This window comes from Pseudooceanicola marinus, assembly GCF_002786295.1.
GTDB lineage: Bacteria > Pseudomonadota > Alphaproteobacteria > Rhodobacterales > Rhodobacteraceae > Pseudooceanicola > Pseudooceanicola marinus.
This window is the reverse complement of the sequence record NZ_PGTC01000010.1, coordinates 428,004-448,782: the sequence shown is the minus strand read 5'-3', so window position 1 is coordinate 448,782 and position 20,779 is coordinate 428,004. Positions and strand designations below refer to the sequence as shown.

The window sequence follows — 20,779 nt, the reverse complement described above, 5'->3', positions numbered from 1 at the left end:
TTATGCATTTCACTTCGAAGGACTTTGTGGTCTAGTCGGACCGCAGTGAACGGAGGCGAAGCCGGGGACATGAGCGTGGAGCACAAGACCGACAGCCGGCAGATGCTCGGCCGTCTGCGAGAGGTCATGGCCGAGGATGCCCATGGCCAGGCGCGGCTCGACCGGATCACGGCGCTGATCGCCTCGTCGATGCATACCGAGGTCTGCTCGGTCTATCTTTTTCGCGATGCCGAAACGCTGGAGCTTTGCGCCACCGAGGGCCTGAAGCCCGAGGCGGTGCATCAGACCCGCATGCGCCTGGGCGAGGGCCTGGTCGGCCGCGTCGCGCGCACCGCCAAGATCATCAACACCGCCGATGCCCCCGCCGAGGCGGGCTTCCGCTACATGCCGGAGACCGGCGAGGAGATCTACAGCTCCTTCGCCGGGGTGCCGATCCAGCGCCTGGGCGAAACCCTGGGCGTGTTGGTCGTGCAGTCGAAGGAGGCGCGCAAGTACACCGAGGAAGAGCTTTACGCGCTGGAAGTGGTCGCCATGGTGCTGGCCGAGATGGCCGAGCTGGGTGCCTTCATCGGCGACAGCGCCGCCCTGTCGGCGCGACATACGAAACCGGTTCTGTTCCGTGGCAGCTGTGCCCAGGAAGGCTCCGCCGAGGGGCATGTCTGGCTGCACGAACCGCGCGTGGTCATCACCAATCCCATCGCCGAGGACCCGGCGAAGGAGGCCGAGCGGCTGACCGAGGCGGTCGACCGCCTGCGCGTGTCGGTCGACCAGATGCTGGAAGGGGCCAGCGCCGATGCCGAGCACCTGCAGGTGCTGGAAGCCTACCGGATGTTCGCCAATTCCAAGGGCTGGATGCGGCGCATGCAGGCCGACATAACCTCCGGCCTGTCGGCCGAAGCGGCAGTGGAAAAGGAACAGACCCAGGCGCGGCTGCGACTGTCGACGGCCTCTGACCCCTATCTGCGCGAACGGCTGCATGACCTGGATGACCTTTCCAACCGCCTGCTGCGCATCCTGACTGGCCAGGGCACGGAAACGGGCGCGGAAATGCCTGCCGACCCGATCCTCGTGGCGCGCAACATCGGCCCCGCCGAGCTGCTGGATTATGGCCGCAGCCTGCGTGGCATCGTCCTGGAACAGGGCAGCGTGGGCAGCCATGCCGCCGTGGTGGCACGGGCCCTGGCCATCCCGCTGGTGATCCACGCCAAAGACATCACCAACGAGGCGCTGAACGGCGATCACATCATGGTCGACGGCGACCAGGGCATCGCCCACCTGCGCCCCGAGGATACCGTCACCACCGCCTTCCGCGACAAGATCGCCATGCAGGCCAAGGCGCAGGAACGCTACGCTTCGATCCGCGACACGCCGGCGGAAACGAAATGCGGCACCCGCATTTCCCTGACCATGAACGCCGGGCTGATGGCCGACCTGCCCAGCCTGGAAAGCTCGGGCGCCGAGGGCGTGGGCCTGTTCCGCACCGAGCTGCAGTTCCTGATCCGCAACAAGATGCCCACGCGGACCGAGCTGAAGCAGATCTATTCCCACGTGCTGGACAATGCCGGCGGCAAGCGCGTCGTGTTCCGCACCCTGGACATCGGCTCGGACAAGGTGCTGAGCTACATGAAACCGGCGGAGGAGCCGAACCCGGCTCTTGGCTGGCGGGCGATCCGCGTCGGCCTCGACAAGCCCGGCGTCATGCGGATGCAGCTGCAGGCGCTGATCCGCGCCGCCAACGGGCGCCCGCTGACCGTGATGTTCCCCTTCGTCGCCCAATACGACGAATACCGCGCCGCCAAGGCCGAACTGGCCCGCACGCTGGAACGCGAACGCATCCTCGGTCACATCCTGCCCGAGAAGATCGAGTTGGGCGCCATGCTGGAGACGCCCTCGCTGGCCTTCGCCCCGAAGGCCTTCTTCGAAGAGGTCGAGTTCCTGTCGATCGGCGGCAACGACCTGAAACAGTTCTTCTTCGCCGCCGACCGGGAAAACGAACGGGTGCGCCGACGTTACGACACGCTGAACGTCAGCTTCCTGACCTTCCTGCAACGCATCGTCGAACGCTGCGAAGAGACCAACACGCCGCTGTCGTTCTGCGGCGAAGATGCCGGCCGCCCGCTGGAGGCCGTCTGCCTGGCCGCCATGGGCCTGCGCGCCCTGTCGATGCGCCCGGCCTCCATCGGCCCGGTGAAGTCGCTCTTGCTGCGCGTCGATCTGACCGCCCTGCGGGAGGTCATCGAAGAGGCCGCCGCCCGGGGCGAGCAAAGCGTGCGCCGCGCCGTCCTCGACCATCTCCGCAACACCTCCGCCTGAAGACCCGCCCCCATGTCCCAGCTTTCCCCCGTCGATGACACCTTCCGCGCCCGCCTGCGCGCGCTGCTGCCCGAAAAGGCCCTGCGCGAGGATATGGATCCCTACGTCCAGGAGCTTCGCGGCGCCTACCGCGGCCGGGCCGGCATGGTGGTGGCCCCGGGTAGCACCGAAGAGGTCTCGTCCGTGCTGGCCGCAGCCAACGAGGCGCGCGTGGCCGTGGTGCCCTATGGTGGCGGCACCGGGCTGGTGGCGGGCCAGGTCATGCCCGAGGGCCCCGCGCCGCTGATCCTGTCGCTGGAACGCATGACCCGCATCCGCCGCGTGGACGCCGAAGAAAACGTGATCACCGCCGATGCCGGTGTCGTGGTCGAGGAATTGCACCGCGCCGCCGAAGGCGTGAACCGCCTCTTCCCGCTGTCCTTCGGCGCCCAGGGGTCGGCCCGGATCGGCGGCGCACTCGCCTCCAACGCGGGCGGGCTGAACGTGCTGCGCTACGGCAACACGCGAGAGCTCTGTCTGGGTATCGAGGCGGTGCTGGCCGACGGTCGGGTGATGCACACGCTGACGCGGCTGAGGAAGGACAACACCGGCTATGACCTGCGTAACCTCATGGTCGGTTCCGAAGGGACACTGGGCGTCATCACCGGCGCCGCGCTGAAACTGTTTTCGCGCCCCACGCGCCGCGCCACGGCGATGCTGGTCGTCCCCTCGCCCGCCGCGGCGCTGAAGCTGCTGGCCCTGGCGCGCGACCATGCGGGCGAACAGATTTCCGGCTTCGAGCTGATCTCCGGCGAAAGCTTCCGCTTTCTGGAAGCGACCCTGCCCGACATTCGCCGCCCCTTCCACCCGGCGCCCGACTGGATGGTGCTGACCGAGGTCGGCCTGTCGGGTACGGGCGACGCCGAGGGCATGATGGCGGGCATCCTGGAGGCGGCCTTCGAGGCGGAGCTGGTCACCGATGGCGTCATCGCCCAGTCCGAGGCCCAGGCGGATGAGCTGTGGCACCTGCGCGAAGCCATCCCAGAGGCCAACCGCGCCATCGGGGCGATCTCGTCCCACGACATCGCCCTGCCCCTGTCGGCCCTGCCCGAATTCATCGAGGAAGGTACCGCGAAACTGGCCGATCTGGGCCCCTACCGCCTGAACTGCTTTGGCCACCTGGGCGACGGCAACCTGCATTACAACGTCTTCCCCCCCGCGGGAGAGGCGAAGGCCGATCACATGGGCGCCAAGCGCGCGATCATGGACCTGGTGCACGACCTGGTGGCGGGTTACGACGGGTCCTTCTCCGCCGAACATGGCGTCGGCCGGCTGAAGGTCGAAGATCTGGAACGCTACGGCGATCCGGTGAAGCTGGAGATGATGCGCGGCATCAAGCGGCTGTTCGATCCCAACGGCATCCTCAACCCCGGCGCCGTGTTGCGCGCCGAAGACTGAGCGGAAGGGGGCAGCGCCCCCTGCCCGATTGCCGCCAGCGCCACGCCAGTCCTCTGACCCGGAATGGAAAACGCGTCCTGCCGGGGGAATGGCAGGACGCGCAGCTCCCTTCGGGACCTGGTGCAAGCAGGACCGGCTCCCATGACCGGTAGGACATGGCTAAGCGGCAGATCTTTCCAAATGGTTTACGAAAGCGCGGGCCAATCCGACACGGCCCGTTCCGGGGTCCGCCTCAGTAGCGCAGCAGGCTGAAGACCTCCATGCCGCGGCCCTCCAGCCGGGCACGACCGCCGACGTCCAGCAGGTCGACCACGAAGGCGCAGGACACCACCTTGGCCCCCACGCGCTCCACCAGGTTGATCCCCGCCTCGGCGGTGCCGCCGGTGGCCAGCAGGTCATCGACCATCAGCACCCGTTCGCCGGGGCGCAGCACGTCGTCGTTCATCTCGATCTCGGCCTCGCCGTATTCCAAGGCGTAGCTTTCGCCAATCACCGGCCCCGACAGCTTGCCCTTCTTGCGGATCGGCAGAAACCCCTTGCCCAGTTCCAGCGCCAGGGCCGCGCCCAGGATGAAGCCGCGCGCCTCCAGCCCCGCGACCCGGTCGATGCCGGCGGCGCGATAGGGTTCGGCCAATTGCGAGACGCAAAGACGCATGCCGTCGGGATCCGCCACCAGGGTCGAGATGTCACGGAAGACGATGCCCGGCTTGGGGAAATCCGGGGTAACGCGGATGTAATCCTCGAGGGTCTTCATGGGGCGGCTCCTGGGTCTGCGGCTCAAACGCCCGGGACATGCCCCAGCCCCGGGCGGAGCGCAAGGGCACGGGCCCGCGTGGGAACCGGCCACCTCTCATCGCCTAGCCGTTGCCCAGCACGCGCCCGGCGATGCCCGACAGTTTGGCCACCAGCGCCGGGTCGCGCGCCTCGGGCCGGGTCAGCAGCGCGTGATCCAGCGCAGTGGCGCAGCCAGTGGCACAGGCGCCCGGCGCCGCGCCCGCCAGATCGGCCGCCAGCGCCGCCACCGTGGCCCGCGCGTGGGCGCCATTGGCGGCCAGCACCCGGCGGATGTCGTTCACGTCAACCTCGCCATGGTCGGGGTGCCAGCTGTCGTAATCGGTGACCATGGCGACAGAGGCGTAATGCAGCTCCGCCTCGCGGGCCAGTTTCGCCTCGGGCATGTTGGTCATGCCGATCACGTCGGCGCCCCAGCTTTCACGGTACATGCGGCTTTCGGCCAGGGTCGAAAACTGCGGTCCCTCCATCGCCAGGTAGGTGCCGCCGTCATGCACGGTCACCCCGGCGCTGCGGGCCGCCGCGCCCGCCCGTGCCGCTAGGTCGGCGCAGACCGGGTGGGCGACCGAGACATGGGCCACCAGCCCCGCCTCGAAGAAGGTCTTGGCGCGGTTCACGGTGCGGTCGATGAATTGGTCGACGACGACGAAATCCCCCGGCGCCATCTCCTCTCGGAAGGACCCCACAGCGGAGACCGACAGCACATGGGTCACCCCCAGCTGTTTCAGCGCGGCGATATTGGCACGATAGGGTACCTCGGTCGGCGGCAGCGGGTGGCCCCGCCCATGGCGCGGCAGGAAGCAAACGTCGAGACCAGCCAGCCGCCCCGTCAGGATCGCATCCGAGGGCGCCCCCCAGGGGGTCTCCACCGTCTGCCAGCTGGCCCCTTCCAGCCCCTCGATGTCATAGATGCCCGATCCGCCGATCACCGCCAGTTTGACGCCCGTCATGCTCTGCCCTTTCCTCGTCAGTCGCCGTCAGCTTGCCGTCCGGCTGCGCGAGCTGCAAGGCATGGGGCCGAAACGCCTCGAAACCTCCTGTTTCACGGGCTGCAAGGTTGCTGCATGAGGGCAAAACCGCTATCGGAACCGTGAACAGACATCCCAGACAGGACGAGACATGCGCAAAGCCATTCTGGCGAGATTCGCCGATCGCATCACCCTGCCCGACCTGCGCCTCGCGCCGACCACGAACGACAGCTTCTCCCCGGACCGGCTGCGGATCGAACTGCTGTCGGGCCTCACCGTGGCCCTGGCCCTGGTGCCCGAGGCCGTGGCCTTTGCCTTCGTGGCCAATGTGCACCCGCTGGTCGGCCTTTACGCCGCCTTCATCATCGGGCTGGTGACCGCCGTGCTGGGCGGGCGTCCCGGCATGATTTCGGGCGCCACCGGCGCCATCGCCGTGGTCATCGTGTCGCTGGTGGCGACCCATGGCATCGAATACCTCTTCGCCGCCGTGGTCTTGATGGGGCTGATCCAGATCTTCGTCGGCTTCATGAGGTGGGGGAAATTCATCCGCCTGGTGCCGCACCCGGTGATGCTGGGCTTCGTCAACGGTCTGGCCATCGTGATCTTCCTCGCGCAGCTGTCGCAGTTCAAGGTGCCGGGCACGACCGAAGCCGGGGGCCATGGCGCCTCGGGCGGCGAATGGCTGGCCGGGCCGCAGATGATCCTGATGCTGGGGCTGGTGGCGCTGACCATGGCGGTCATCCACTTCATCCCGCGGCTGACGAAGCTGATCCCCGCGCCGCTGGCGGGCATCCTGATCACCGCCGTGATCGTGATCGTCTTCGGCCTCGACGTGCCGCGCGTCGGCGACATGGCTGGCATCGAAGGCACGCTGCCCCCCTTCCACATCCCCATGGTGCCGCTGACCTGGGAAACCTTCCAGATCATCCTGCCCTACGCCATCATCATGGCCGCCGTCGGCCTGATCGAAAGCCTGCTGACCCTCAACCTGGTCGGTGAAATGACCGGCCAGAAGGGCGGCGCGTCCCAGGAATGCGTGGCCCAGGGCACGGCAAACGTTATCACCGGTTTCTTCGGCGGCATGGGCGGCTGCGCCATGATCGGCCAGTCGATGATCAACGTGAAATCGGGCGGCCGCACGCGGATCGCCGGCATCTTCGCCGCGCTCTGCCTGCTGGGCTTCATCCTCTTCGCCGCGCCGCTGATCGAACAGATCCCGCTGGCCGCGCTCGTGGGCGTGATGTTCATGGTCGTCATCGGCACCTTCGCCTGGAACAGCTTCAAGATCCTGACGCGCGTGCCGCTGACGGACGCCGTGGTCATCATCCTGGTGACGGTGGTCACCGTGATGACCGACCTCGCGACCGCCGTGGTCGCCGGTGTCATCGTCTCGGCACTGACCTACTCGTGGAACGCCGCGCGCCGGATCTCGGCCTCGACCGACATCAACGAGGCCGGCGCCAAGGTCTATCGCATCACCGGCCCACTGTTCTTCGGCTCCACCGACGGCTTCATCGAGCTGTTCAAGCCCGAGGCAGACCCGGCGCAGGTGATCATCGACTTCGACGACAGCCGCGTGGTCGATCAGTCGGCGCTGCAGGCGATCGAGGCCGTGGCGGCGAAATACGAGGCCGAGGGCAAGACGATCCAGCTGCGTCACCTCAGCCGCGATTGCCACAAGCTGCTGAAGAAGGCCGGTCACCTGATGGTCGACAGCGACGATGACCCCGATTACGAGCTGGCGGTGGATTATCACGTCCGCACGGGCATCCTCGGCGGGCACTGAGCCACGGGGCATGACATCTGAACGGCCGGCGCGTCCCCTCGCGCCGGCCGTTTTCGTTTGGCAGGGGGACGGGCACGGCCCACGTCTCCTGTGGCGCCTCCCCCGTGGCAATGTGGGCCACCGGAAGGGGCCGGTCCGCTGCGCGACTGGCGTCCCTGGTGAAAAGGCGGGCAGCACGGGGTCGTGATCGGGGCCTCACGTGGGCGTGAGGGCGGTCAGAGGCGCGGGGCGTGCTAGGCTGTTGCGGAGGAGGATCCGCCGATGTTTCGACGCCTGCTGGCCCTGGGGGCCGTCCCACTCCTGCCGATCCTGGCGCCGCTGCCTGCTGGCGCGCAGGTGCCGGTCAGCCATTGCATCGCCATCGCCCAATCGACACCGGGGGCCGCATTCGTCCAGCTGGCCTCGTTCCGCGATCCGGTGCCCGAGTATACCGTGCGGATCAGCTACCTGACCCATTCCGCCTTCCTGATCCAGTCGCCCGGCGGCGTGGGGGCCGTCACCGACTTCCCGGGCTATATCGGCACCGCCGATTACCTGCCCGACGTGGTGACCATGAACCACGCCCATTCCAGCCATTTCACCGCCTTCCCGGATCCGGCCATCCCCCATGTCCTGCCCGGCTGGTCCGAGGATTTCGGCCAGCCCGTCAACCACATGGTGGAGGTGGGCGACATGCTGATCCGCAACGTGTCCACCGATATCCGCTCCCGCATGGGCGGGGTGGAGGAGAACGGCAACTCGATCTTCATCTTCGAGGTGGGGGGCCTGTGCATTGGCCATCTGGGCCACCTGCACCATGAACCCAACGATCAGCAATATGCGGCCATCGGGCGGCTGGACGTGGTGATGGTGCCCGTGGACGGCGGGCTGACGCTGGACACGCCCGCCATGGCGCGGGTGGTGGAACGGTTGAAGGCGTCGATCGTGCTGCCGATGCACTGGTTCTCGGGGGCGAGTCTGGGCTATTTCCTCGACCGGCTGTCGGGCGCGTTCGCCATAGAGCTGCGCGAGGAGAACACGCTGGAGGTCTCGTTGCGCGACCTGCCGGACCGGCCCACGATCATGGTGCTGCGCCCGGAGGCGTTGCGCGATCCCGATTAGCTGCCCGAGCGGCTATCCGACTGGCGCACGGGGCGTTTCGTCAGCTCGGCGCGCAGAGCTTCGGTCAGCGTCTCGGGGGTCTGGTCGGACTCGATGGCCAGGCGGCGCAGGCGGAAATGCACGCGCGCCATGTCCTGGTAGTAGCTGGTATAGGCATAGTTGACGGCGGCCCCCGCAGCGGCGCCCAGCACCGGCACGGTCTGCGCGGCCAGCTTCTGTCCCAGGGCGGCGGCCAGGCGTGGCGCCACCGCGGAGATCATCCCGTGCATCGTCGCCCCCGTCAGGGTCAGGCGAGTGGCGAGAAAGGCCGTCTCGGCCCCGTCATCCTCGGCCAGCGGCCCGGCGGAGGCAAAGACGCGCATGGAATCGAACTGCACATTGGGCTCGGAGGGATCGAACCCCTCTTCGGCCGCGACCCCCTGGATCGAGCGCAGCAGCACCGTCGTGGTCACCGGCAGTTCCGCCAGGGCCGACGGCAGCCCGCCCAAGCCCCCGGCGGCACCAAGGCCCATGGTCACCACCCGGTCGAGCCAGCCCGGCTGATCCTTCACCAGCCCGCGCGAACGCTGCGCCGCGCTCATCGCCACCTCCAGCGCGCTTTCCGTGGCGCTGTCGAGGCGGGTCCGCACGCCCAGGGGCAACCGTTCCAACAGCCCTTCGGCGCGGGTGCCCAGTAGGGTCAGCACCTGCAGGCCCGGCCCGCCCGCGCGGCGGTGGATGCGGGCCAGTTCCGTGATGTCCTCTGCCACGTCACGGGGCAGGACAAGGGGGGTGGGGGCGGCTGCGGTCATGGGATCCTCCGTCTGCCCTCAGAAGATGGGGGCGACGGAGCTGAAAGGAAAGGGCGGAGGGTCGTCCCGGCATGACCCCGCCCCATCTTCTCCTTGCCGGAAATATCCCCGGGGGGAAGCGGCGATGCCGTGATGAACAGAGCCCCCCGCCCCCCGGGGCGCTCAGGCCGCGCGTGTCACCTTGCCCGTCAGCCCGTCCCAGGCGCCGGGCGTCAGCGCCAGCCCCAGCACCCGGTCGGGGTTGGTGGGCGGCGGCATGCAGATGTCCGGCAGTTTCGAGAATCCGAACCGGCTGTAATAGGGGGCGTCGCCGACCAGCAGAACCCGGTCCCAGCCGCTGTCGCGCGCGGCATGCAGCGAGGCGTTGATCAGCAGGCCGCCCAGCCCCTCGCCCTGGTGGGTCGGGTGCACGGCCACGGGTCCCAGCAGAAGCGCGGGCACGCCCGCCGCCTGCACCGGCCAGTAGCGGATCGCCCCGCCGACGCTGCCGTCCCGGTCCCGCGCCACCTGGCACAGGCCCGCAACGGGCGCCACGTCCTCGCGCAGCCGGTAGGAGCTGAGCGCGGTCCGACCGGGGGCGAAGCAGAGATCATACAACGCTTCGACCTCCCACCAGTCATCCGCGGTTTCGGGGGTGAGAGTGAACATCGTCTCTGCGCTCATGATCAGTCTTTTAGGTTGGAAACGCCCCTAGCACGGGTTTACCTGCTCGGCAAACCCATCGGAGAGACGCATGTTCTACGAACCGAAAGACGGCCACGGTCTGCCGCACAACCCGTTCAAGGCGCTGGTCGCGCCGCGCCCCATCGGGTGGATCTCGACCCGGGGGCACCTGGGGGACAACCTGGCACCCTATTCCTTCTTCAACGCGGTGGCGGACAGCCCGCCGCAGGTGATGTTCGCCTCCAGCAGCGCCAAGCCCGACCGTGACGGCACCAAGGACAGCGTGGCGCAGATCCGGGAAACCGGGGTCTTCTGCTGCAACATCGTGTCCTACGCCCTGCGCGACGCGATGAACGCCAGTTCCGCAGCACTGGCCGCCGGCGAGGACGAGTTCGCGGTGGCGGGTCTGGAGAAGGCACAGTGCCAGATGATCGACTGCCCGCGGGTCGCCGCGGCGCCTGCGGCGCTGGAATGCCGGATGACGCAGATCGTCGACCTGGCCGGGGCCCCCAACGTCATGGTCATCGGCGAGGTCGTGGGCGTGCATATCGACGAGACCGCCCTGACCGAGGGGATGTTCGACGTGGCCAAGGTGCAAACCCTGTCACGGCTGGGCTACCGCGACTATTCCGCCATCACGGAACTTTTCCCCCTGAGCCGCCCCGGTCAGAACTGAGGGGCCATTCCGCGGGGCACGGGGGCTCTGCCCCTTCCTCCCTCTCTGACGCTCTCCGACAACGGAGAAAGGCCCCCTACCCGACCGAAGCCGCGACTACCCCGCCTCCGTTCGCCCGCGCCGGTCCAGCCGCAGCGAGGCATAGAGGACATGGGTGCGCCAGCGCCCGTTGATCTGCAGATAGCTCTGGGCCACGCCTTCGTACTTGAAGCCGCAGCTTTCCAGCAGGCGGCGCGAGGGGGTGTTCTCGGGCAGGCAGGCAGCCTCGATGCGGCTGAGGTCCATGCGGTGGAAGGCGTGCTGTACCACCCCCTCGATCGCCTCGCGCATGTAACCCTGGCGCTTGTAGCGCTCGCCGATCCAGTAGCCCAGGACGCCCGACATGCTGGGGCCGCGGCGGATGTTGTCGAGCGTGATCGCCCCCAAAAGGGCCCCGTCGCCGCTCCGTTCCAGGAACAGCGGAAGGGCCGTGCCCCCGGTGACCGAGCGTTGCGCCCAGTAGACACGGTTGGTGAAACTGCGCCGGGTCAGGTGATCGCGGGACCAGCCGGGCTCCCAGGGGGTCAGGAAGTCGCGGCTTTCGGCGCGCAGATCGGTCCAGGCATGGAAATCGGCATGAACCGGAAGGCGCAGCACCATGCGCCCCGTCTCGATCCGTACTTTCCGCCGGGACCGCAACATCAGGCAGCGCGGCGGGCCTGCAGCCGCTCGAAGGCGGGCACCCCCTCCACGGGACCGTACAGCGCCAGCGCCATGGGCGCGCGCGCGGCCATGACCTCTGCATGGGCCCGCAGGCCCTCGGCCGTCACCGCGTCGATGCGCGCCACGACTTCCTCCAGCGCGGGCACACGGCCCCAGATCTCGACCATCCGCGCCAGGCGTTCGGCGCGGTTGCTGGCGCCTTCCAGACCCATCAGCAGCCCGGCCTTCATCTGGGCGCGGGCCCGATCGGTCTCGGCCACGCTCAGCCCGTCGGCGGCGCGCTTCATCTCGTCCAGGATCAGCTCCGAAAGTTCCGCCACCTTGTCGGCGGAGGTGCCGGCATAGACGGTCATCATCCCGCTGTCGGCATAGGCACCGGCCTGGCTGAAGACGGTGTAGCACAGGCCCCGCTTCTCGCGCAGTTCCTGGAACAGCCGCGAGGACATGCCGCCGCCAAGCGCCGCGGCGTAGATCTGCGCCGCATAGGCCTGCTCGGATCGGTAATCCGGCCCCTCGAAGCCGAAGGTCACATGGGCCTGTTCCAGCGTCTTCACCCGGCGCAGGTCGCCGCCGACGAAACGGGCGGGCACGATGTCGGGCTGGCCATGGGCGGGCATGTCCCCGAAGAGCGCCTCGGCCTGTTTCACCAGCGCCGCGTGATCCACCGAACCGGCGGCAGCCAGGATCATCTGGCCCGGCCCGTAGTGTTCGGCCACGAAGGCCTGTAGATCGTCGCGGCTGAAGGCGCGCACGCGCTCTTCGGGGCCCAGGATCGTGCGGCCCAAGGGCTGTTCCGGGTAGGCCTGTTCCTGCAGCCAGTCGAAGATCACGTCATCGGGCGTATCCAGCGCCTGACCGATCTCGCTGAGGATCACGCCACGCTCCATCTCGATCTCATGCGGATCGTAGACCGAGGCGCGCAGGATGTCGGCGATCACGTCCAGCGCCAGCGGCACATCGGCCTCCAGCACGCGGGCGTAATAGGCCGTCACCTCGCGCGAGGTATAGGCGTTGATGAAGCCGCCCACGTCCTCGATCACCTCGGCGATGTCGAGCGCGCTGCGCGTCTTCGTGCCCTTGAAGGCCATGTGTTCCAGGAAATGGGCGATGCCGTTCTGTTCGGGCCGCTCATGCCGCCCGCCGGCGCTGACCCAGATCCCGATCGAGGCCGATTGCAGGCCCGGCATGGTTTCAGTGACAACGCGAAACCCGTTTTTCAGGGTCGTCAGTTCGACGCTCAATGCGCCCTCCTTTCACGGATCAGGGCCTCGATGGCGCCCAGATCGTCGGCAATTCGTGTGAACCGCTCCTCCCGGTCGAAGAGGTCGGCCATACGCTCTGGCAGGCCGGGGCGGATATGGCTGGCCTGTTCCACCGCGTCGGGGAACTTGGCCGGATGCGCGGTGGCGAGCGACACCATGGGGATCGCCGGGTCGCGCATCTCGCGCGCGACCTTCACCGCCACGGCGCTGTGCGGGCACAGAAGCTCGCCGGTCAGATCGCGCATCTCGGTGATGGTTGCCAGCGTCTCCTCCTCCGAGCAGCGGCCCGAGGTGAAGGCTTCCTGCAGGGCCTGCAGCGCGCCCTGGGGCACGGTGAAGCCGCCCGCCTTCAACTCGTCCATCAGCTGACCGACGGCGCCGCCGTCGCGGCCGAGCGCGTCGAACAGCACCCGCTCGAAGTTCGAGCTGACCTGGATGTCCATCGACGGGCTGATCGAGGGGGTCACGCCGTCGGGCTTGTACTCACCCGTGCTGAGGCAGCGGTGCAGGATGTCGTTCTGGTTCGTCGCCACCACCAGCGTGTCGATGGGCAGCCCCATCTTGCGCGCGATGTAGCCCGCGAAGATGTCGCCGAAATTGCCCGTTGGCACGGTGAAGCTGACGCAGCGCTCGGGCGCGCCCAGGCTGACAGCGGAGGTGAAGTAGTAGACGACCTGCGCCAGCACCCGCGCCCAGTTGATCGAGTTGACGCCAGCAAGGCCGACCTCGTCGCGGAACTCGAAATCGTTGAACATGTCCTTCACCCGCGCCTGGCAGGTGTCGAAATCGCCATCGACGGCCAGGGCGTGCACGTTGCTGTCGGCGGGCGTGGTCATCTGCCGGCGCTGCACCTCGGACACCCGGCCGTGCGGGTAGAGGATGAAGACATCGACGTTATCGAGCCCGCGGAAGGCCTCGATCGCGGCCGATCCGGTGTCGCCGGAAGTGGCGCCGACAATGGTGATGCGGCGGCCGTTCTTGGCCAGCGCGGTCTGGAACAGCTGACCGATCAGCTGCATCGCGAAATCCTTGAAGGCCAGGGTGGGACCGTGGAACAGTTCCAGCAGGAAATGGCCCGGCTCCAGCTGCACCAGCGGCGCGCGGGCGGCGTGGCCGAACCCCTCGTAGGCGCGCGAAATGCAGCCGCGGAATTCGTCCTCGGTGAAGGTGCCACCCAGGAAGGGCCACATGATGCGGAAGGCGGTTTCCTCGTAGCTGAGGCCGTGCAGGGCGCGGATCTCGTCCTCCGAGAGGGTCGGGATCTCGGCAGGCACGTAGAGGCCGCCGTCGCGTGCCAACCCGGTCAGCATCGCCTCTTCGAAACTCAGTTCCGGGGCCTGCCCCCGGGTCGATACGTAAATCACGTCGTCTCGCCTCTCGACTGTTTGCGCATGCGATAAATCAGATAAAGCGACATGACCAGCCATACGGCGGCCAGAGACAGCCAGGTGATCGCATATTCCAGGTGATCGTTTGGAATTCCCGCGGTGCCGACCGGCGCCGCGACCAGGGCCCCGCCCCCTGCCGGGCCCTCGCGGCGTACCAGCAGCAGCGGTTCGCTGTCCAGCGCACGGGCAAGTTCAGCCAGGTCGCGCCCGTAGAACAAGCCGCTGTCCAGGTCCGGCGCCGGGGTGAAGCCGTCGACTTCATCCGGCCAGACGAGGTTGCCAGTGACCGTCACGACGCCCTCGGGCGCCTGCGGGATGGGGTCAGCCTGGGGAACGAAGCCCCGTTCGACGATGACCCGGCGTCCGTCCGACGTCTCGAACGCCTGTTCGATCAGATAGCCCGCGCCCAGCCCCTCGCGCGCCGATTGCACACGCAGCGGTGCGCCGGTGAACTGTCCGGTCAGCGCCACGGCCAGATAGCGGTCCTGCTCGGGGTCCGGCGCCTCCGGCAGGGCCACTGGATCGGCGGCGATGCGCGCCTCGATCCGGGCCAGGACGCCGGTTTTCCACTCCAGCCGTTGAATCTGCCAGTTGGCCAGCGCCAGCAGGATAGCCACACCGCCGATCCCCAGCACCAGCGCGCCGATCAGTTTTCCCCGCATGTCATCCCCGTTCATGAAGAAGGGCGCGGAAAGCCCGCGCCCTCGGATCCTCTGCTCTTCGGACAGCGGGGTAAACCCCGCCCGCCGCAGGCCTTACTGGCCCCAGATGTAGATCGAGGCGAAGAGGAACAGCCAGACCACGTCGACAAAGTGCCAGTACCAGGCGGCAGCCTCGAAACCGACGTGATTGGTTGGCGTGAAGTGCCCGGCGTTGGCGCGGAACAGGCAGACCAGCAGGAAGATCGTGCCGATGATCACATGCGCCCCGTGGAAGCCCGTCGCCATGAAGAAGTTGGCGCCGTAGATGTTGCCGCCGAAGCCGAAAGCGGCGTGGCTGTATTCATAGGCCTGGAAGGCGGTGAACAGCAGGCCCAGCAGGACGGCCAGCAGCAGCCCGGTTTTCAGGTCACGGCGGTTGTTTTCATGCACCAGGGCGTGGTGCGCCCAGGTGGCGGCGGCGCCGGAACACAGCAGGATCAGCGTGTTGATCAGCGGCAGGTGCCAGGGGTCGAAGGTTTCGATCCCCGCGGGCGGCCAGACGCCATCCACGGCCGGGCTTTCCGGGCCCATCGGGTAGAGGGCGTGCTTGAAGAAGGACCAGAACCAGGCGGCGAAGAACATCACTTCGGACATGATGAACAGGATCACGCCATAGCGCAGGCCGATGCGGACAACGGCGGTGTGGTCCCCAGCGATGTTTTCCATCACCGTGTCACGCCACCAGCCGAACATGGTGTAGAAAATGGCCAGCAGGCCGGCGAGGAACAGCCAGGGGCCGCTGTCGTTCAGCCACATGACGGCGCCGAACAGCATGACGAAGGTGCCGACCGCCCCGATGAACGGATACACCGACGGTGGCAGAATGTGGTAATCGTGGTTCTTTGCGTGCGCCATTGTTCTCTTCCCCGGGCTCGGCCCCTCAGTTCACATCGGTTTGCGGTGCTTGCCCGTCCAGCAGCGCGGCGTGATCCGCCGCGTAGCCTTCGGGCATGTCGATCTCGTAGAACGTATACCCCAGCGTGATCGTGTGGATATACTTTGCGTCGCGATCCTCGACCATTTCGGGATCGACGTAGAAGGTCACCGGCATCTCCACCGTTTCACCGGGCATCAGAACCTGCTCGGTGAAACAGAAACAGTCGATCTTGGTGAAAAAGCCGCCCGCCTCGTAGGGCGTGACGTTGTAGCTGGCCTGGCCGGCGATCGGCCGGTCCGTCGGATTGTGCGCCTCGTAGAAGGCCAGGCCGGTCTCGCCGATCTTCAGCTCCACCTGGCGCTGAACGGGCTTGAAATCCCAGGCCATGTCACGCTCGGTCGAGGCATCGAAACGGACCTTGATGGTCCGGTCGAGGATATGGTCGGAGCCCGCATCGGCCTGCTGCGTGACACCCCCGAAGCCGGTGACGGCGCAGAAGTAGTTGTAGGCGGGCACCGCCGCCCAGGCGAGCGCCCCCATGGTGCCGATAACGCCCAGGGCCTGAAAGACGGTCTTCTTCTTCGGATCCATCGCTACCCCTCCGTCGCCGCGGACTGGCCCGCGGCGCTTGCGCCCGGCACATTGTCGGGCATCTGCAGGTTCTGGCCGGTGACCTTCACGAAGGTCAGCACGAAGACCAGCACCACGAAGCCGGCCAGCACCAGCCCCAGGCCCATGTTCAGGCCCCGGCGGCGTTGGTGCAACTCGTGTTCATGGGTCAGCGGCATCGCTTACCAGCCTCCAAGGCCATAGGGTTTCAGCACCGCCTCGACCAGGATCGCGGCGAAATGCAGGAAGGTATAGATCAACGACAGCTTGAAGAAGCGTTTCTCGACCCGGTAGTCGTCGGCCTCGGCCATCGCCTCGTCCCGGCGCCAGATGCGGACGGCCCCGGCCAGGAACATAGCGTTCAGCACCAGGGCGACAGCCAGGTACAGCGGCCCGCCGATCGAGGTGAAGGCGGTGCCGATTGCCACCAGCGCCAGGGCCGCGGTGTAGATCAGGATATGGCGACGGGTGGCCGGCCGGCCGTGGGTCACGGTCAGCATGGGCACACCCGCGTCATCGTAATCGGACCGCATGAACAGCGCCAGGGCCCAGAAATGCGGCGGGGTCCACATGAAGACCAGTAGGAACATCAGCACCGACTCGACGCTGACGCCGCCGGTGGCGACGGCCCAACCGATCATCGGGGGGAAGGCGCCCGCGGCACCACCGATGACGATGTTCTGCGGCGTCGAACGCTTCAGCCACATGGTGTAGACCACGGCGTAGAAGAAGATCGTGAAGGCCAGGAAGAGGCCCGAGAAGACATTGGCAGCCAGCGCCAGCATCACGCAGCTGAAGCCCGACAGCGCCAGGCCCAGGGCCAGCGCCTCGTCCCGGCCGACGCGGCCCGCAGGGATGGGGCGGCCCTTGGTGCGTTTCATCACCGCGTCGATGTCACTGTCGTACCACATGTTCAGCGCGCCCGAGGCGCCGCCGCCCACGGCGATGAACAGGATCGCGCAGAAGGCAATGAAGGGATGCACCGGCACCGGGGCGGCCACCAGGCCGACCAGCGCGGTGAAGACCACCAGCGACATGACCCGCGGCTTGAGCAGGGCGATGTAGTCGCCGAACTCGGCGTCGCCCTGGTTGGCCTGCGTCTGGATGCTTGCGTCGGTCATGTCTTGGGTCTCGATCTTGCGGGGGATCCGTGGGCCGGCGCGCGGGCCGGGGCGGGTCGGGTTTCATCTGGGGCCCGGATCAGCTCCGGGCGCCTCCTCCCTCTCCTCCCACGAGAGGCGGACCTGCGGCCCGCCGTCCTGGCGTGGTGTCGGGGGCGCCACCGTGGCGGCGCCCGGCCGGGGTCAATCAGACCGCCGGAAGCTCGCTCAGCGGCACGAAGCCACCGGCCTCTTCCGAGGCGGCAAGCCAGGCGTCATAGACCTCCTGGCTGACCACCTTGACGGTGATCGGCATATAGGCGTGGTCCTTGCCGCACAGTTCCGAACACTGGCCGAAGTAGATGCCTTCCTGCTCCGGCGTGAACCACAGCTGGGCGAAGCGGCCGGGCACGGCGTCCTGCTTCACGCCGAAGGCGGGCACGGTCCAGGAGTGGATCACGTCGGCGCCGGTCACGGTCATCACGACGGTCTTGCCCACGGGCAGGATGATCGCGCTGTCGGTGGCCAGCAGGTATTCATCGTCGTTGTAGCCGTAGGACGCCAGGTCTTCGCGGGGCAACAAGAAGCCTTCGTACGCCAGGTCTTCGCTGTCGGTGTACTCATAGCCCCAGTACCACTGGTAGCCGGTCACCTGGATGTGGATGTCGCCCTCGGGGATCACCTGCTGCTTGAACAGGGTCGGCAGCGAGAAGGCACCGATGAACAGCAAGATCAGGATCGGCACGATCGTCCAGGCGACTTCCAGCGGCGAATTGTGGGTGAAGGTCGCGGGCTTGGGATTGGATTTGCGGTTGAACCGCAGGATCACCACCAGCAGCAGCGCAACGACGAGGATCACGATCGGCACGATGATCCACATCAGCATGTGTTCAAGCCATTGCAGATCGCGCGCCAGTTCGGTCGCGGCGGTCTGGAAGCCGGTCCCGCCGAGGGTCGGCTTGCCGATCGTCTCCAGCTCCTGCGCCATCGCGGGCGTGGCGGCAAGGGCGGCCATCAGGCCAAGAAAATGTGTCTTCAGTCGCATCGGTCACCCTGATCGGTTGCGGCAGATCGCCTGCACAGTCTCGGCCTCCTCCCCGCCCGGCCTCCTACCGGGGGAGAGCGCCCGATGGCCATGGCGCTCCCATTGTTTGTTGCAGCTTAAAATCATATTCTTGCGCTCACGACAATAATCACGCGCGCGTCAGAAGTCAGTTTTTTGATCCAGATCAAGAAAATATGTCGCAGGTAGGCCCCCGCGCCCTTCCCTTGCACATCCCGGAACATAGGTGCGGAATATACCGATTCTGTCCCCTTCCCCGTCCGGCCGCGCGCCCGTTCGCGCCACGCACGCTCCTGAAAGGCCCCCAGCGATGACCGCAACCGCCCCGGAAACCCCGTTCCGCCCCTTCGAGACGATGCTGGACGAGGCCACCGCGCTGCGCCTCCTGCGTGAAGCGGTGGCCGGCGCCGATGACGGCGAGCTGTTCCTGGAACGCCGCCGGTCGGAAATGCTGCATTTCGACGACGGGCGCATCCGCAACGCCAGTTACGATGCCGCTGAGGGCTTCGGCCTGCGCGCCGTGCGCGGCGAGGTGGCGGGCTATGCCCATGCCACCGACATTTCCGAAAGCGCGCTGAAGCGTGCCGTGTCCACTGCGCGCCTAGCCGTGGGCGACGGCGGTGGCACCATGGCGCCCCCGCCCGCCGGCACCAACCGACATCTTTATGCGGACCTCGATCCGATTGCCGGCCACAGCTTTCCGGTGAAGGTCGACACCCTGCGGGAGATCGACGCCTTCTGCCGTGACCTCGACCCACGCGTGGTGCAGGTTTCGGCCACCATCGCGGCGTCGTGCCAGGAGGTGGTGATCCTGCGCCCCGAAGGCCACGTGGTCAGCGACATCCGCCCGATGACCCGCGTCAACGTCAGCGTGATCGTCGAGGACAAGGGCCAGCGCCAGACCGGCACCGCCGGCGGCGGCGGGCGCATCGCGCTGGACGGGCTGATCGACCCCGCCGACTGGCAGGCCAAGGCGCGTGAGGCGCTGCGCATCGCGCTGGTGAACCTCGAAGCGATCCCCGCCCCTGCCGGCCAGATGGACGTGGTCCTGGGCTCCGGCTGGTGCGGGGTCATGCTGCACGAGGCCGTGGGCCACGGGCTGGAGGGCGATTTCAACCGCAAGAACGCCTCCGCCTTTTCCGGCCGCATCGGCGAACAGGTGGCGGCGAAGGGCGTGACGGTGCTGGACGACGGCACCATCCCCGACCGCCGCGGTTCCATCACCGTGGATGACGAGGGCACGCCCTCGGGCAAGAACGTGCTGATCGAGGACGGCATCCTGGTGGGCTACATGCAGGACCGTCAGAACGCCCGCCTGATGGGCGTGGACCCCACCGGCAACGGCCGCCGCGAAAGCTATGCCCATGCGCCGATGCCGCGGATGACCAACACCTACATGCTGGGCGGCGAGGCCACCCCCGAAGAGGTGGTGGGCGAGATGAAGGACGGCATCCACGCCGTCGGTTTCTCCGGCGGTCAGGTGGACATCACCAATGGCCAGTTCGTGTTCAACTGCACCGAGGCCTACCTGGTGAAGAACGGCCGCCGCGTCGCCCCGGTGAAGGGAGCGACGCTGATCGGGTCGGGGCCTGCAGCGATGAAGCAGATCAAGGCGCTCGGCAACGACCTGGCGCTTGATCCAGGCATGGGCAACTGCGGAAAGTCGGGCCAGTGGGTGCCCGTGGGCGTGGGTCAGCCAACGGTGCTGATCGGCGGGCTGACCGTGGGTGGCTCGGCCACCTGATCCCCGCCCCCTGATCTTCGCGGCGATCCATTGGATCCGACAGGAAAAAGGCGCGTGCTGGTTGCACGCGCCTTCTGTCGTTTCAGCCTCGGCGCGCGGCGCCCTCAGAAATCGGCGGCGATGCGCAGCTCGCGCAGGGGTTTCACCAGGTCGATGGACTGCTGGTAAAGCGGATGCGCCTTGTAGGCGGCCAGCGCCGCCTCGTCGTCAAACTCGCCGTAGACGACCACGTCCACCTCGCCCGACAAGCTGTCGACGTGGCTGTTCTCGACCACTTCAAGCACGCGGGCATGGGGGTTCTGCTTCAGGATCGACAGGCCTTCGTAAACCCGCGCACGGTCGACCGGGTCCTTGGCGCTGAAAAAGACGACGTGACGGATGAAGCCGCGGTCGGACATGGGGTTCTCCTCCTTGATCAATGCGATCCCTCCTGTCACCCCGCTGACGGAAGCGCAACAGCCGGAGGGTTTCACCCCTTCAACGCGTAACGATCCGCCTCTGCGAAGACGTCAATGACCTTGGTGCCGGCCTTGATCCTCGCGCCATGCAGGGCGCCATCGGGAATGTCGTAGCTTTCGCCCGGGGCATAGGTCCGGGTCTCGCCGTCGATGGTCAGGGTGATCTCTCCCTCCACCACCGTGCCCCATTGCGGCCCGTGGGCATGGGGCGGCAGGACCATGTCCTGCAAGAAGGTGAAGAAGATCACCAGCCCGGCCTCCGACTGCACCGCGCGGGTCTGCACGACATCCTCCGGAAAGGGCACGTCGAGGGCGGGAAAGCCCATGATGAAGTCGGGAAAGGTCATG

Annotated in this window: 21 protein-coding genes; 6 read left to right on the top strand and 15 right to left on the bottom strand. The window is 67.3% G+C overall.

Annotation, left to right across the window (positions count from 1 at the left end; translation table 11 throughout):
* Positions 1-69: 69 nt before the first annotated feature.
* Together ptsP and CVM50_RS06350 are read left to right on the top strand one after the other, a co-directional pair.
* A complete protein-coding gene (ptsP, locus tag CVM50_RS06355) occupies positions 70-2,313 on the top strand; it encodes a phosphoenolpyruvate--protein phosphotransferase (RefSeq protein ID WP_085887461.1) in 2,244 nt (747 codons plus the stop codon).
* Between the two features lie 12 nt (positions 2,314-2,325).
* Positions 2,326-3,750, top strand: a complete 1,425-nt coding sequence (locus CVM50_RS06350) for an FAD-binding oxidoreductase (protein ID WP_085887462.1) — start codon at positions 2,326-2,328, stop codon at positions 3,748-3,750.
* Between the two features lie 232 nt (positions 3,751-3,982).
* Here CVM50_RS06350 and CVM50_RS06345 read toward each other — a convergent pair whose 3' ends face one another.
* Positions 3,983-4,504, bottom strand: a complete 522-nt coding sequence (locus CVM50_RS06345; RefSeq protein ID WP_085887463.1) for an adenine phosphoribosyltransferase — start codon at positions 4,502-4,504, stop codon at positions 3,983-3,985.
* Between the two features lie 103 nt (positions 4,505-4,607).
* Positions 4,608-5,492, bottom strand: coding sequence for an S-methyl-5'-thioadenosine phosphorylase (locus tag CVM50_RS06340; RefSeq protein ID WP_085887464.1), 885 nt, complete (start codon positions 5,490-5,492; stop codon positions 4,608-4,610).
* 169 nt (positions 5,493-5,661) lie between these two features.
* Between CVM50_RS06340 and CVM50_RS06335 the strand changes: the two genes are divergently transcribed.
* Both CVM50_RS06335 and CVM50_RS06330 read left to right on the top strand, forming a co-directional pair.
* Positions 5,662-7,296 carry a SulP family inorganic anion transporter gene (locus CVM50_RS06335; protein WP_085887465.1) on the top strand — a complete coding sequence of 545 codons (1,635 nt, stop codon included), beginning with the start codon at positions 5,662-5,664 and terminating at the stop codon, positions 7,294-7,296.
* A gap of 261 nt (positions 7,297-7,557) precedes the next feature.
* Complete coding sequence (locus CVM50_RS06330) at positions 7,558-8,397, top strand: MBL fold metallo-hydrolase (RefSeq protein ID WP_085887466.1); 840 nt, start codon at positions 7,558-7,560, stop codon at positions 8,395-8,397.
* Here the strand turns inward: CVM50_RS06330 and CVM50_RS06325 are convergent.
* Complete coding sequence (locus tag CVM50_RS06325) at positions 8,394-9,188, bottom strand: EcsC family protein (RefSeq protein ID WP_085887467.1); 795 nt, start codon at positions 9,186-9,188, stop codon at positions 8,394-8,396. The two genes, CVM50_RS06330 and CVM50_RS06325, sit on opposite strands and share 4 nt — an antisense overlap.
* A gap of 162 nt (positions 9,189-9,350) precedes the next feature.
* On the bottom strand, positions 9,351-9,836 hold the full coding sequence (locus CVM50_RS06320; protein WP_085887923.1) for a GNAT family N-acetyltransferase: 486 nt from the start codon (positions 9,834-9,836) through the stop codon (positions 9,351-9,353).
* Between the two features lie 85 nt (positions 9,837-9,921).
* Here CVM50_RS06320 and CVM50_RS06315 point away from each other — a divergent pair, with 85 nt between their 5' ends.
* Positions 9,922-10,527: a flavin reductase family protein gene (locus CVM50_RS06315; protein WP_085887468.1), complete on the top strand. Its 606-nt coding sequence runs from the start codon at positions 9,922-9,924 to the stop codon at positions 10,525-10,527.
* A gap of 96 nt (positions 10,528-10,623) precedes the next feature.
* Here CVM50_RS06315 and CVM50_RS06310 read toward each other — a convergent pair whose 3' ends face one another.
* From CVM50_RS06310 to coxB, 9 genes are all read right to left on the bottom strand, one after another.
* Complete coding sequence (locus CVM50_RS06310; RefSeq protein WP_085887469.1) at positions 10,624-11,208, bottom strand: GNAT family N-acetyltransferase; 585 nt, start codon at positions 11,206-11,208, stop codon at positions 10,624-10,626.
* Positions 11,208-12,470: a M16 family metallopeptidase gene (locus CVM50_RS06305; RefSeq protein WP_085887470.1), complete on the bottom strand. Its 1,263-nt coding sequence runs from the start codon at positions 12,468-12,470 to the stop codon at positions 11,208-11,210. The genes CVM50_RS06310 and CVM50_RS06305 overlap by 1 nt, the downstream gene beginning before the upstream one ends.
* Positions 12,467-13,855, bottom strand: coding sequence for a threonine synthase (thrC, locus tag CVM50_RS06300; protein ID WP_085887471.1), 1,389 nt, complete (start codon positions 13,853-13,855; stop codon positions 12,467-12,469). The genes CVM50_RS06305 and thrC overlap by 4 nt, the downstream gene beginning before the upstream one ends.
* Positions 13,852-14,541 (bottom strand): SURF1 family protein, encoded by a 690-nt coding sequence (locus tag CVM50_RS06295; RefSeq protein WP_085887925.1) that lies wholly within the window; start codon positions 14,539-14,541, stop codon positions 13,852-13,854. The genes thrC and CVM50_RS06295 overlap by 4 nt, the downstream gene beginning before the upstream one ends.
* Before the next feature lie 93 nt (positions 14,542-14,634).
* On the bottom strand, positions 14,635-15,435 hold the full coding sequence (locus CVM50_RS06290; RefSeq protein WP_085887472.1) for a cytochrome c oxidase subunit 3: 801 nt from the start codon (positions 15,433-15,435) through the stop codon (positions 14,635-14,637).
* 25 nt (positions 15,436-15,460) lie between these two features.
* Complete coding sequence (locus tag CVM50_RS06285; protein WP_085887473.1) at positions 15,461-16,048, bottom strand: cytochrome c oxidase assembly protein; 588 nt, start codon at positions 16,046-16,048, stop codon at positions 15,461-15,463.
* 2 nt (positions 16,049-16,050) lie between these two features.
* The gene (locus CVM50_RS06280; protein ID WP_085887474.1) at positions 16,051-16,245 is read right to left on the bottom strand and encodes a cytochrome C oxidase assembly protein; all 195 of its coding nucleotides are present in this window, start codon (positions 16,243-16,245) and stop codon (positions 16,051-16,053) included.
* 3 nt (positions 16,246-16,248) lie between these two features.
* A complete protein-coding gene (gene cyoE, locus CVM50_RS06275) occupies positions 16,249-17,187 on the bottom strand; it encodes a heme o synthase (protein ID WP_085887475.1) in 939 nt (312 codons plus the stop codon).
* A 187-nt stretch (positions 17,188-17,374) separates the two neighbouring features.
* A complete protein-coding gene (gene coxB / locus CVM50_RS06270) occupies positions 17,375-18,211 on the bottom strand; it encodes a cytochrome c oxidase subunit II (protein WP_085887476.1) in 837 nt (278 codons plus the stop codon).
* A 328-nt stretch (positions 18,212-18,539) separates the two neighbouring features.
* Between coxB and tldD the strand changes: the two genes are divergently transcribed.
* Positions 18,540-19,973: a metalloprotease TldD gene (gene tldD, locus CVM50_RS06265; protein WP_085887477.1), complete on the top strand. Its 1,434-nt coding sequence runs from the start codon at positions 18,540-18,542 to the stop codon at positions 19,971-19,973.
* 104 nt (positions 19,974-20,077) lie between these two features.
* Here tldD and CVM50_RS06260 read toward each other — a convergent pair whose 3' ends face one another.
* Both CVM50_RS06260 and CVM50_RS06255 read right to left on the bottom strand, forming a co-directional pair.
* A complete protein-coding gene (locus tag CVM50_RS06260) occupies positions 20,078-20,371 on the bottom strand; it encodes a Dabb family protein (RefSeq protein ID WP_085887927.1) in 294 nt (97 codons plus the stop codon).
* Between the two features lie 71 nt (positions 20,372-20,442).
* The gene (locus tag CVM50_RS06255; RefSeq protein WP_085887478.1) at positions 20,443-20,778 is read right to left on the bottom strand and encodes a cupin domain-containing protein; all 336 of its coding nucleotides are present in this window, start codon (positions 20,776-20,778) and stop codon (positions 20,443-20,445) included.
* Position 20,779: the final 1 nt, after the last annotated feature.